The 13,063-nt window shown below is 45.9% G+C and carries 11 protein-coding genes and 2 tRNA genes; 4 read left to right on the top strand and 9 right to left on the bottom strand.

All coding sequences use genetic code 11. The features are described 5' to 3' along the window. Positions 1–39 precede the first annotated feature (39 nt). Positions 40–204, top strand: a complete 165-nt coding sequence (locus JI65_RS11455) for a hypothetical protein (RefSeq protein WP_191016673.1) — start codon at positions 40–42, stop codon at positions 202–204. A 257-nt stretch (positions 205–461) separates the two neighbouring features. Here JI65_RS11455 and JI65_RS11450 read toward each other — a convergent pair whose 3' ends face one another. The 3 genes from JI65_RS11450 to JI65_RS11440 form a co-directional block, all read right to left on the bottom strand. Beyond that, on the bottom strand, positions 462–1,391 hold the full coding sequence (locus JI65_RS11450) for a diacylglycerol kinase catalytic domain-containing protein (protein WP_191016670.1): 930 nt from the start codon (positions 1,389–1,391) through the stop codon (positions 462–464). 5 nt (positions 1,392–1,396) lie between these two features. Continuing rightward, the gene (locus JI65_RS11445) at positions 1,397–2,572 is read right to left on the bottom strand and encodes an SPFH domain-containing protein (RefSeq protein WP_191016668.1); all 1,176 of its coding nucleotides are present in this window, start codon (positions 2,570–2,572) and stop codon (positions 1,397–1,399) included. 119 nt (positions 2,573–2,691) lie between these two features. Next, the gene (locus JI65_RS11440; RefSeq protein WP_191016665.1) at positions 2,692–3,546 is read right to left on the bottom strand and encodes an NUDIX hydrolase; all 855 of its coding nucleotides are present in this window, start codon (positions 3,544–3,546) and stop codon (positions 2,692–2,694) included. A gap of 442 nt (positions 3,547–3,988) precedes the next feature. Between JI65_RS11440 and JI65_RS11435 the strand changes: the two genes are divergently transcribed. Continuing rightward, a complete protein-coding gene (locus tag JI65_RS11435; protein ID WP_191016662.1) occupies positions 3,989–4,522 on the top strand; it encodes a hypothetical protein in 534 nt (177 codons plus the stop codon). Positions 4,523–4,682: 160 nt separating this feature from the next. Here JI65_RS11435 and JI65_RS11430 read toward each other — a convergent pair whose 3' ends face one another. Next, the gene (locus JI65_RS11430; RefSeq protein ID WP_191016659.1) at positions 4,683–5,645 is read right to left on the bottom strand and encodes a Fic family protein; all 963 of its coding nucleotides are present in this window, start codon (positions 5,643–5,645) and stop codon (positions 4,683–4,685) included. A gap of 66 nt (positions 5,646–5,711) precedes the next feature. Here JI65_RS11430 and JI65_RS11425 point away from each other — a divergent pair, with 66 nt between their 5' ends. After that, entirely contained in the window at positions 5,712–6,959 is a 1,248-nt protein-coding gene (locus JI65_RS11425) for a helix-turn-helix transcriptional regulator (protein WP_191016657.1), read from the top strand. 282 nt (positions 6,960–7,241) lie between these two features. On the opposite strand, the gene JI65_RS11420 is transcribed toward JI65_RS11425, so the two are convergent. The 5 genes from JI65_RS11420 to JI65_RS11400 form a co-directional block, all read right to left on the bottom strand. Further along, on the bottom strand, positions 7,242–8,576 hold the full coding sequence (locus JI65_RS11420) for a hypothetical protein (protein WP_191016655.1): 1,335 nt from the start codon (positions 8,574–8,576) through the stop codon (positions 7,242–7,244). 182 nt (positions 8,577–8,758) lie between these two features. Further along, a complete protein-coding gene (uidA, locus tag JI65_RS11415; RefSeq protein ID WP_191016653.1) occupies positions 8,759–10,564 on the bottom strand; it encodes a beta-glucuronidase in 1,806 nt (601 codons plus the stop codon). A 236-nt stretch (positions 10,565–10,800) separates the two neighbouring features. After that, positions 10,801–12,225, bottom strand: a complete 1,425-nt coding sequence (locus tag JI65_RS11410) for an MFS transporter (RefSeq protein ID WP_197971939.1) — start codon at positions 12,223–12,225, stop codon at positions 10,801–10,803. A 323-nt stretch (positions 12,226–12,548) separates the two neighbouring features. Further along, positions 12,549–12,621: transfer RNA gene (locus tag JI65_RS11405), tRNA-Pro, on the bottom strand. 37 nt (positions 12,622–12,658) lie between these two features. After that, positions 12,659–12,732 (bottom strand) — tRNA-Asp (locus JI65_RS11400). Between the two features lie 50 nt (positions 12,733–12,782). Here JI65_RS11400 and JI65_RS17170 point away from each other — a divergent pair. Continuing rightward, positions 12,783–13,063: hypothetical protein (locus tag JI65_RS17170; RefSeq protein ID WP_207106098.1), on the top strand; the 281-nt coding region annotated here is incomplete at its 3' end.

Here is a 13,063-nt window from a genome sequence, read left to right as displayed (position 1 = left end):
TATCCCCCATCGCCCCGTAAATAGTGTATACTCTTAAATATGCTCTCTCCATTTGAAATCGCAGACAAAATATTTGAAAGCCAAAATATCCAGACATTCATTTTTAAGGAGCCCTACGACGGAATCGAACGGTTCGACAACGGATTAAGGCGAGAGTTTTTTACGCAGGAAGATTACGGGAAAATTAGCCGCATCGCCGATTAGACCGTTATCGAATCTGACAAGCCATGCAAAATAATCGGCATTTTCTTTTGTTGTATGCTACCGCCTCCCCAAAATTCAAGAGTGGCAGTAAATAACACTATACAAAAAAAGCAATCACACAAGTTTTTATGAAATCGGGTTTTCAACTTTTCAAAGAAGATAAACGCGGATATTCGCAGATTGGTCAAAGAGACACCGTAGGTGGCTCAAAATCCGTGTGATATTGTATCACATTTTCGCTTTCTTTAGCTTCTCCCTCACTCAGTGACAAGTTTTCCGGTTTGCTCGGCGACGGAAATGCGGATTTCCATGCCGGCGTTGAATTCTATCGCGTCCTCAAGAATCCCGTCGGAGAAGACCACGCCGTTTTCGCTCATGCCGGACGTAAGGACAAGGCTTTCCCCGTCCGCGACGTTTCCGTAGACAAGTTCCGCCTGGGTGAAGCGGCTCGGATACGGCTCGCGGACTTGGAATGTGAGTTCCCGGCGGTCCCATTCGTATGAAGGCTCGCGGATTGGCGAAAGGTTGAAAGCACGCGCAAGTCCTCGGAATTCCGCCATGACAGATTTGTGCCAGCCAGTCATTCCGAATCCTGTGGAAATTATGATTCCAGACGAAGACTGATTTTCGACACAGTTTCCGTATTTGATTAAGTACCGTGCGGAAGTGTGATTTCCGACACCAACAAAGAAATCGTTCACCGCGTAAAGAATCTGCCCGTCCTTCGACTCAGCCTTTCCCATCGCGACGCTTTTTGCGCTGAACGAGCCTTTTATCACTTTCGGAAGGAGCTTTTCCAAATCACCAGCCTCGAACGGAAGAAGAACTCCGTCAAACCGTGCGGAATCAGGATTCACGCCGATTAATGGCTGACCAGAAAGATATTTCATCACGTTGGCGACGAGCCCGTCCTGACCGAGGGCAATCACAATGTCGTCCGCGCCGAAAATCATGTTCGGAAGATATTCCCTGTCGATTTCCTGAAGGCGTGCGAGCGGGCGAACAAGTGCACGCACAGTTTCAAGCGCAAAATTGTACGCGGCATCTTCCCGCTCGTAATCCGAAAAATCCGCGCCGAGATGCTCAATGTAGAACCTCGCCTGCTCCACGGTGTTGTATCGTTTTTTCAGCTCTTCGTATCTAGTGCGCCTCTTTACGAGAACGACTTTGTTCAGTCCTCTATCCATACTCGTTACCGCCTTGCCTTAAAGCCCTGATTCGGATTCATTGCGCCCACAATCGACTGGAGCAAGTCCGGCGTCATGTTCAAACTTCCGATTTTTTCCGCGTTCTCGCCGATGTTCATAAACGCCTTTGCCATGAGCGCGCCAGGTTCCATCTGTGCCATCGCGCAAGACTCAAGAATCGCAGGATTGATGTTGTTGTAAGCCTTGACGAGTGCCTCCGCCGCATACGCTTTGATGTCGGCCTTCGTTTTCTCGTTTGCGGCTGAAAGCTCAGTGAATTCCTTGTTCATCTTCTCAAGCTCAATCTTTCCAGCCATGTCCTGATTGTCAATCTGAATCTTCTTCTGGACAGCCACCTCGCGAAGCGCGTATTCCTTCTCCTGCCGCTCACTCTCCATCGCAAGCTCTGCCTGCATCGCACGGAGTTTCATCTGCTGCTCGCGTTCCTCCGCCTCCATTCGCATGTCAAGCTCGCACTTCTGAACGTACTGCTTCATCTGCTGCTCTTTCTCTTCCTTTTCTTTCTCTTTTTCTGCAACCGCGATTTCCGTGTTGATTTCGTTCTCCTTGATGATTCTCTCCTGCTCGATTGCGGCATTGCGCCTTTTGTAAATCGCGTCGTCCTGCTCGCGTAAGATTTCCTCGCGTGCGGCAGCCTCCAACGCCTTCCGAGTCTCAGGTCGAGGAGTGATTCCCAGAATGTTCACCGAAACGACGCTCACTCCGAGTTTGCTGATAGAATCGTCACTGCTCAGGCTTTCCTGAATCGCCTTTGCCATCTCGTCCGAAATGCGAAGAACCGCACGAACGTCCTTGCGGCTCACTTCTCGGATGACAATCGCCTTGATGATGTTGTTTATGCGGTTTTCTAGCGACTCGACCGCATCGAAAATCTTGTCGGACATCTTGACCTGAGGCGTGTACGCAAAATCCAGCATTTTCGCGGCCTTTGTGTAATCGGTAATCATAAAAGTCGTCACGCCCTGGACGCAGACGCTCTGGTAGTCGCTCGTCACAAGCTCGTCGAACGCGAATTCGCCGTCGAACGCAGTTGACGGAACGACCATTATGCTCGTCGAAAGCTCGTTGAACAGCACCGAAAGCCCAAGCCCCTCTTTTACGACCTCGCCTTTTTTTACGACCATAACATACTCATTCGGATTGAATTTCTTAAATCTCATGTTGACCTCCTTTTTTCTAAAAGTAGTTTTTTACTACTTTTGATAATTAGATATTAGTAGTAAAAAACTACTTTGTCAACTTATTTTTCCAGAATATTTAAAATTCAGCTTTTTTTTGGTCATTCCGAAGTTGTTTCGGAATCTTGTTTTATAGAAGAAAAATCGTAGACGTATTCCGCCGACATTTTTCCGCTCGTCATCGACTTGCGTTTTTCGCCCGTCGCACGGATTTTGTCTGCCACCATCGCGCGGAAATTCGTCTTGTAGAGTTTTTTTCCGAGCACAAGCTCGTAAAGCGACTGCAAATCCGGAAGCGTAAAGAAGTCGCCAATCATGTTGAACGCAAGGTCTGAGTTGTAAAAGTTTGATTTTAGTTTAAGAAGGGATTCGATGATGATTTCGATGTGGTCGAACGCGAGTTTTTCGCCGCTAGTACTTTTCGCGACCCAGTTCTCGTAGCGGATTTTTCCGTTCTGGAAGATTCCCTTTTCGATTTCGTAAACGATTTCCACGCCGCGCTCTTCCGAGAAAATCTTTATCGCGCCGTCATCGACAATCATGTCGAACCACGCGGCATCTGCGGCATCGTCGCTTCCGCGAACAGAGTCGAAAGTGCAGACGAGCGCGAGGTACGCGATGCTCATTACCCACGTTCGTGGGTCACGTCTTGGATTCGTAAATGAGTAGATTTGTTCGAGGTAAACGTCCCGAAGCCCGGTCTCCTCGGAAAGTTCCCTCGCCGCCGCCTGGTACGCAGTCTCGTCGCGCTTAATAAATCCGCCCGGAAGCGCCCACGAGCCAAGGAACGGATGCTCGCCCCTTTTTACGAGAAGAATCCTGAACCGCGAAAAGTCCGCACTGGTACCGAGCACGAGAATATCGACCGTGACCGACGGTTTGTCGTAATTTTTATCGCTGTACCGCTCAAGAAATTCTTTTTCGGTAAGTCCGTTATTGTCCCTAAGTTCTTCCATAAAATAAAATCAACCTCGCAAAAAATCATCGCCGGAAAACAAAATTCCAAGCGGATTTCATTTTAGCAGTTTTCTGCCATTGGAGCAAAAAGCCCCGGAAAAATGCTGGCAGCATAAAAATCGGGCTTTCAGAATTTCAACGCAGATAAACGCGGATAGTCGCAGATTTGTCGCAGAGAGTTATAAGCAAAATCAAGTTTTATGGTCATTTCGACTTCGCTCAATACCCCCTACCGCATCCGCCCGCGGCGCGCACTAATGGTATACCATTAGTGCAGTAGACAATGCTGCACTAATCCGATTTTCTACGCTTCGCTCGAAAATCGGATTAGTAGAGAAAAGTAAAAAAGTACAGAAAACGCCAAAATGAACACAAAATTGAAAAACTATATTAGCAATAATTAATCGGAACAAATAAATTACAAATAAAAAGGAGATTTTTATGAAAAAACTATTGATGATGGCTGTCATGTCATTCGCATTGCCGCTGTGTTTTTCTGACACACTGACAATTCCTGACGGAAACGGAGGGTCTAAAACATTGGGAGGCAACTGGTTTAAGTCGGAAAATAAATGGGTTAAACTCAATGGAGATGAGGCGACTGAGTATGAGAAGGACAAGTTAGACGACTACGGAGACGAATGCGCTGACGCATATTATTATTCATTACAAGATGCAAACAACGACGGATATCTTGACATTGTGGAAGGCAATCCCTATTGGACGGGTTTCGGTTTCAATAGCCACTATTTTAGGTTGTATATGTACAACCCGAAAACACGAACATTTGAAAAAGCAGAGTGTGACGGGGGCATAGAGGAATATGAAGACTTGTTTGAGGATTTGGAAATCAACGGCGACGGAACTATAACAACAAATACTAATATGCGAAATGGCGGCGAGACGGTCTACGTCCCTGTTGCTGCATACAAGTGGACTGGTACTAAATGGCATTGTTATAAAAAATACTTTTGAATTCCGGCGAATCGGCTTTCAACTTCTCAACGCGGATATTCGCAGATTGGTCGCAGAGAGTTATAAGCAAAATCAGTTTTTATGGTCATTTCGACTTCGCTCAATGACCGTACTGCGTCCCATCTGTGTACCTCAGCGTTCAACTGCGTCAAAAAAACTATTACAGCGTAATCTCCCAGTATCCGTTTTTGTCCGCACCTACGCGGCGGAGAATGTTGTTTTTCTTCAATTCCGCAATTTTTCGGCTTACCGTCATGCGTGATTTGCCAGTTTTTTCAGCAAGCTCCTCGTAAGAAATATAAGGATTGTTTCTTATCAAATCCAAAATTGATTTTACAGTATCATTTACAGTATCATTTACAGTATCATTGCAATGGTTTTTCAGAGTTTTATGAATTACACGAAGCATAAATTCAACAAAAACTCCAGAATCCGCATTGCCTGTGCTTTTTTCAATCGCTTTGTAGTATTCCGCTTGATTTTCCCAAATCATATTTTCTACAGGCAGATTTACAAAAATATCTTTCCAGTCCGCAAGAAGCCTAGACTGCCAGAATCTGCCCATTCTGCCGTTACCGTCTTCAAAAGGGTGAATGAACTCAAATTCATAGTGAAAAACGCTGCTTTTTATCAAAATATGGTCATCGGAATTCTTTAGCCAGTCAAACAAATCTGTCATCAAAAACGGAACACGGTCGGCAGGCGGCGCAATGTGGCTGATTCCATCTTTTCCTGCAACACAAACGCCACCTTTTCGGTAATGACCTGCATTGTCAACGAGTCCTAAAGCCATTATGCCGTGAGCTTTTAGCAAATCTTTTGGATTATATGGGTCAAATTCCATAAACTTGTCATACGCAAGAATCGCGTTTCTCACTTCCTGCACTTCACGAAGAGGCGCAACAACGTGATTTCCGTCAATCAAGGCCGTAATCTGCTCTTCTGAAAGTGAATTTCCCTCAATAGCGAGAGACCCACGAATTGTTTTCATTCGGTTTATTTTGCGAAGCTTGAGCTTGTCAGCATTTTCTTGTGCGATAGTAGCACGTTCGAGCAATGCAGAAATTTCTGCGATGAGGTTAATTGATTTTGAAGTGATTGTAAACGGCGGCGTGTAACTCATATTCGCATTATATCACATTTCCGATTTTTTATCCCCCTCGCCCCGTAAATAGTGTATACTCTTTGTATGCTCTCTCCATTTGAAATCGCAGACAAAATATTTGAAAGCCAAAATATCCAGACATTCATTTTTAAGGAGCCCTACGACGAAATCGAACGGTTCGACAACGGATTAAGGCGGGAGTTTTTTACGCAGGAAGATTACGGGAAAATTAGCCGCTGGCTTTTTTCTCACTGCACGGACAAAAACAACATCTATCTTCTCGAAGATTTTTTTAGACTCGCCACAATCATTTTGCCGTTCCAAAACACCACTGACAAAGCAATGAGTTTTTTTGTGGCAGGACCTTTTTTATTCGAGCCATTCACAAAAGACAAAATCGACGACTTAAAAACTCTCATGAGGGAAGCCGGAAACAACGAAGAAAACTCAGAGATTCCTCAGCCACTCATCGATTTTTACATGAAACTTCCGAACGCAGGAATGAACCGCGACAGATTCATGTCTCTCATAACAGCCCTCTTCCCTGCTCTGCTTGGCTCCAACGGCCAGGCCGCGCCCCTAAAGCTGAGCTACCACTATTTTGCAAAAGCACAGAGCTATTTGTACACAGACGAAAACACAGACGGAATCGCAGAAAACACGATTCAAAATATCGAAAAGCGTTACAAAATTGAGCACGAGATGCACGAAAGCGTGAGGAACGGGGACGAACAGCAGGCAATCTCGTTCTACAAGCAGCTTGCGCAGTCTGGAATCAAACCGCGCTCACCAAATTCCGTAAGAAACATAAAGAATTTTCTGATTGTCCTGAACTCGCACCTGAGAAAAATCATGGAGCAAAGCGGAGTACACATTTTTTATGTTGATGAAGTATCGAGAAATTTCGCGATTCAGATTGAGGAATGCACGACTCACGCCCAACTTATAGACCTTTCTGTTCTGATGATAAAATCCTACTGCCAGCAGATAAGGGAACACCGCGTGAACGGATTCAGCGAGGCAATCAAAAAGTGCCTCACCTACATCGATTTTCACTACACCGAATACATTTCGCTTCAAAGCGTTGCCGAGGCCATTCACCTAAATCCGTCGTATCTCTCGGCCCAGTTCGCAAAGGAAACAGGAAACACGCTCACAGCGCACATAAACCTAACGCGCATAAACCACGCGCTCCCGCTTCTTACGCAAAGCACACGAACAATAGAAGACATTGCCAGCACCGTGGGATTTGATGACATGAATTATTTTGCAAGAGTCTTTAAAAAAATAATGGGCATAAGCCCCACCGCATACAGACGGAAAAACAGATAAAGCGGATAGCCGCAGATTGGTCGCAGCTAATAAAAAATATATTAGCCAGAATTTTTGATTTTGAAGAAAACCTGACGGTCCTAAAATATATCAAAACGTCCCCTGAGCATGTTTCAGGGGCCCGCCCCGAATTGATGCAGGGATGCTGAATCAAGTCCAGCATGACAAAAAACTAAGCCTTGTTCCCCCGCATCAAAATCCTGTTTTTACGCTCAGAATGCCACCACAGGGCGTGAACCTTTGCGGTGGTTGAGCGGGGGGCGAGCCACTGAAACTTGCCCGTTAGAATTTTATAGTTGCCCCGAAAGGAATTCTCCAGCCAATGTCGGTAACTCCAGTCTTGTAGAACGAGCATGTGTTTGAAGCACGCTTTGTAAGACCTGGGCCAAAGTAAACGTCCACACCGGTGAATACCTCGCATCCCTTTCCGAAGTTGAATTTTACGCCAGGCCGAACGTCCATCGCAAAACTGTCTTTTACGGTGTAGCCGTCTTCTGAACCGAACATGAGCGGAGCGTAAATTCTGTTTCCATTGTTCACTTCAATATATGGCGTAAAACCGTCCATGTTGTAGTCAAACTCAACATCACAAATAAAGTAGCTTGGGTCGTCATCTTCGTCGGTGAGTCGGATTACGAGCGGCAAGCGGGCTTTTAGGACACCTTTTTCGCCAATATTCAGTTTTAGCATGTTGTCAATTGCGATTCCTGTAAGAGCGTATTCCGAAACATCCGCATCTCGGTCATAACCATAAGAACCAATCTCACTGTTGTGCTTGTCGCCAAAATAAAAGCGTGGCTGAATGAACGCATAATACAGTGAACCGAACGGACGGCCAACTTCGAATCCCACGGAGAGCATTTTGTACTTGTTAAGTCCGTTGTCCGCGTAAGCAACTCCTGCAGAAAGTTTGTCAGAAATCTGATATTTTGCAGTCGCACCCCACGCAAGATAACTTTCGGCAGTGTTTCCGTCCCAGTTCCAGAACGCACCGGCTGTGTCATCAGAACTGTCAGAAGTTCCCGGAGCCGCCGCAAGCTCAATTGAAAGGGCCGGTACAGGTTTGAATTCAACAGCAAGCCCTGCGCCGTTAAATCCAGAATCAACACCGCTACCTTCACGATAGTTCATCCACTTTGACTTTCCGATTTTGTTTCCGTAAACGTCCTGCCACCAGCGCATGTGATCCCAGTACAGGTGCTGAATGAACGTTCCCGCCGTGATTTTTACCCAATCGGCAGGCTTGAACCACACATTCGCACGTCGGATAGCCACGTTCGCCTTATAAAAATCAGAAAGCGTCGTCGTGTAAGTCGTCTGACCATATTTTTCTTCCGAAATCGTAGTCACCGAAGTGTCAGTGCTTTTGTCGCCCTCAAACGTCCAAATCATGCTGAGCATTCCGCCGGCTTTTTCGCCATTGACGTTAACAATAAAGCCATCTGTATTCTTTTGTTCCTGCTCGTTAATCTCAATAAATCTTGTGCTAGTTCCCTTACCGCCGTTTGCAAGATTTCCTTCTATATTGAATTTTGCGTCAACATCAAGTGCAAAAGCACCACTACCAGCAACAGCAAGACAAGAAAGCAAACTCGCATACAATTTTGTTTTTTTCATAACATTTTCCCCCTTTTTTCAATCTCGCTCCTCACAAGATTTTCATAGAAATCAACCTTAAAAATTCTGACGCAGATAAACACAGATAGCCGCAGATGAGTCGCAGCGGTTTATAAGACCGTACCGCGTCCCATCTGTGTACATCAGCGTTAAAAAATGATTTCCGTGCAATATTTTTGCCGCTATTTGTAGTCAAAATTCGGAATGGAGGACCAGCGTTCTTTTAAGTAATGCGCTACAAGTTTAGGCTTACGCTCCCGCGTAAAGATTCCCTTTTTGTTGCCATTCACGCGCATCATATTCTGACTCGTCGCAAAGTCCGCAAAGTTCCAGACATGCTCACCAGCCACAAAATCACACTCATCAAGAACTCGGTTGTTCATCTTGTAGAATTCAACCTGATATTCCTCGGTGTACAAACTTGGAACCGTGTCGTGGAATCCCGCAACGGTGTCCGCACCGTACTCGGTCATCAAAAGGGGCTTTCCTGTCGTCTTCCAGAATTTCATCTCCTCGCGGAGCATTTTTTCCGCAGCAACAAGGTCCTGTCCGCCAAAGTACCAGCCGTAATAGCGATTTATGCAGAATACGTCGCTCAAACGCAGAGAAACGTCATCCTGAGGCTTACCGCCCACAAGAGCACTTACGAGCGTGCAAGGGCGTTTTTGAACATCGAGAGAGCGTGCAAGGTCAAAGAGCGGCTTAAAGTAGTCATACGCGCCCTTGTCGTAGCTGTCCGGCTCATTCGCAATGCTCCAAAGCACGACGCAGGCGTAATTCTTGTCGCGGCCAATCCAATCGCGGATTACGTCAGCATGATGTTCGCGAGTCTGCAAACCGTTCACAGGGTCGTAAGTCGGGAACTTTTCTTTTCCAAAGTTCGCCCCACCGCCGAACATAAAATTCAAGCCCACGGCAGGAGTCTCATCGATAACGACAAGTCCTTCGCGATCGCACTGACGCATCATCTCCTCGCTATACGGATAGTGGCTTGTGCGGAACGAGTTGGCCCCCTGCCACTTCATAAGCGAAATATCTTTCGTGTTCATAGAAAGATTCAAGCCGCGCCCAGCCGGAAAAGTGTCCTCGTGCTTTCCATAGCCCTTAAAATAAAAAGCCTTTCCGTTAATCAAAAATTTGTTTCCGCGCACCTCAACAGTACGGATTCCGTAAGGAAGCGTGTAAACGTCCTCGCCAAAACTTACGGTCACTTCGTAAAGATAAGCGTTTAACGGCTGCCAAAGGCGCACATTCTTAACGGTGAGAATTCCCTCAATTCCAGAACTCTCAGAAACCAAACGTCCTTCCTCATCGCGCAAAGTCACTTTGCAAGCAGAACCAAAATCTGTCTCCCCGCAAACTTCCACGCGGTATTTTACAACCGCGTCCGTACCGCTCACCTCGTTCCAAAGAGCGATGTCATTAATGTAGCTTTTTGGAGTCGTGTAGATTTTTACGGGGCGAGTGATTCCCGCATAGTTAAAAAAGTCAAAATTCGGCTCATTATGACTCTCAGGAGCACCACGCCCGCTGAACATTCCGCCCTTTCTTCCCACCGGGAGAGTGTCGTAGCCGATTTCGTTGTTCACCGCAATCGTAAGAAGATTCTCGCCGTCTCGCACCTCGTTTCCAAGTTCCACCTCAAACGGCAAGAATCCGCCTTTATGCTCGCAGACGAGCTTTCCGTTCACGAACACTTTCGCACGGTGAGTCACCGCGTCGCACCGCAAGACAACCCGTTGCGAAGAACGCACAAACGCCGGAAGAGAAAAATTCCGCTGATAGAAAACCCAGCCCCAGTGGTCGCGGATTTCAGCCTCGTCAAAAAGGTCATTATACGAAGCAGGAACCGCAATCGTCCGGCTTTCGGAAAGCACGCTTCCAGCCCAGTTCTCGTCAAAGCCAGATGATTTTTTGTCAATTTTAAAATTCCAGATGCCGCTCAAATCGCAAAGCAATCTCGAAGAAGTCATTACAGGATAAAGCATATATTCTCCTAAAAATCGTTAAGTCAAATGTCAAGTTTGAAAAGTTATACCAAAATTCTGCTCTGGCGGTAGCGAAGGCGTGAAACAGCAAAAGTTGATTTTGGCTCTGCCGCCATTTTTGTTTCGCCTTTCCTATCAGTTTTGCAAGCAAAAACCGAGCAAGTCACAGTAGATTGATTGCGGTAGTTGAGTTTGTCGAAACCACCTTCAGCCAGGACAAAAGCAGACGCGCGTTTTTATCTTCCTCCGTGAAGCTTTACCGAATTCTCTTCAACACGTTTTTTATTCAGCGGATACAAGAAGAAGAGCGCAAGAGCCATAACGCCAAACGCAATCGCCGGAGCAAGGCTCGCAGCATCGTAAATTCCGTTCGTAACCGATTCATCAAAAGCAGACTCTTTCGTGTAGCCAATAAGACTCAGCATGAATCCCGTAAGACCAGCGCTGAAAGCCTGACCGAGTTTTCGTGCGAACGAGTAGACCGCGTAAACAGAACCGTCGTTTCGCTCACCGTTCTTAATTTCCATGTCGTCAATAACGTCCGTAATCATCGCCCAACAAAGGAGATTAAAGCTCGCAAGGCCAACTTCCCCAAAAATCTGGAATCCAATCCAAACCACAACATTCTGCGTATGGACAAAATAAGCCACAAACATCGCGACCGAGCCGATAACCGAACCGATAATCGCAAACTCTTTCTTACCGATTTTTCCAGAAGCCGAACTGGCAAAAGTGGAAATTGCAAGCATCGTTGCAGTTCCCAAAAGCGAAACGAGCGACATAGCCTCGCGATTCTTAAAGTAGTTCGGATAAATATAATTGTTCATTCCCTGAAAAAGATTCTGCGTTACAAGCAAAACGAGCGCGCAGGCAATCATGCCCAAAAGTGCTCGGCTAGAAAGAATCGTCTTAAAGAAATCTCCAAGCTCAAACTTTTTCGTAACCTGCTTCATCTTAACGCGCTCAGTCGTAAGGAAATAGCAAAGAGAATACGCTGTAATTCCGATGATTCCGCAAACGACAGCCGCACCGAACATGTGCTCCCCAGAGAACACGACTTTTCCCGTCGCATCTTTCTGGAACACAAAAAGCGGAAGAGCCGAACCGATTCCCGTAATGGCGATTTTCGCACCGATTCCGCGGAACGTAGAAAGCGAAGTGCGCTGTTTTGGGTCAGCAGTAATTGCCGAAGCCATTGAACCGTAAGGAATGTTGATTGCAGTGTAGCAAACAGAACCGTAAAGCAAATACGTAAAGAAAAGCCAGCCGATTTTAAAAGCCATCGGCATATTCCTGAACCAAAACGCAAAAATCAACGCACAAGAAATTGCCACAGGAGCCATCATCCTGCGAATCCACGGCAAGAACTTCCCCTTTTTTGTAACAGGACTTCGGTCGCACACCTGCCCCATGAACACGTCCGTAAACGCATCAACGAATTTTGCGACCATCATCATAAGCCCAACAACCGCAGCCGAAACGCCCATAATATCCGTGTAGAATTTCATAAGAAACATTGCGCACAGCATGAACGAAAAATCATTTCCGCAATCGCCGAACATATACCCAATTTTGTCCCTCAGCCCGAACGGCCTAATTTCTTTTTCAATTTCCATAAAAAGCCCCTTTTTTACCGACAGCCAATCGCCACCGTTTTTCATATAAAAGTCTACGGGGAGATTTTCAATAACGCATGGACAATATTTGTGAAAATTAGCACGTTTTTTATAAATAGAATAATGATTACCCGTGCATTCTGTCATGCCAAACTTGATGCCGGGACTGAACTTGAGGTCATTCCGAACTTGTTTCGGAATCTATCAAAAAAGATGAATGAAAAAAATTGATTTTCCACTGCGCACCAACATGAATATTTGGTTTAGCAAGCATAAAAATCCAACCCAAAACCTCAAGAATCTATTTGCACGGAATTAAAATAAAAAAGATTTGAATTAAGAAATGAATTAAAGAAGATTTGTAAAAGTCGGGCAAGCCGGATTTGAACCGGCGACCTCTACGTCCCGAACGTAGCGCGCTACCAGCTGCGCTATTGCCCGATAAAAAAACCCGCTCATTTTATTGAACGGGCTTACTCGCGATGTGCGGGGCTCGAACCCGCGATCTCCGGCGTGACAGGCCAGCGCGATAACCAGCTTCGCTAACACCGCAATCGATGTTTAGTAATATATCAGTTTGCATTATCTTGGTCAACAGAAAATTGAAAAAAAATCATTTTTTTTTCAATTTTTTTCACATGCAATTAAGCAAAACCATTGCCACAGGCACAAAGAAGCAAATTTTTTCTCCGAAAAACTTCTGGGACGCGGCAAACTCCACTCGCCAACCCAAAAGTGCGAGCGCTGCGCGAGCACTAGGACAAAACCTCAAACAAACGGCTCTCATTGCCGCCGCTTGTTTGAAACACCTGCAAACGGCACCAGGAAGCAAAAGTTTTTCTTTTGAAAAACTTTTGAGACGCGGCAAACTCCACTCGCCAAC

The organism is Treponema zioleckii, assembly GCF_014737315.1.
Classification (GTDB): Bacteria; Spirochaetota; Spirochaetia; order Treponematales; family Treponemataceae; genus Treponema_D; species Treponema_D zioleckii.
This window is presented reverse-complemented; position numbering and strand designations above follow the sequence as displayed.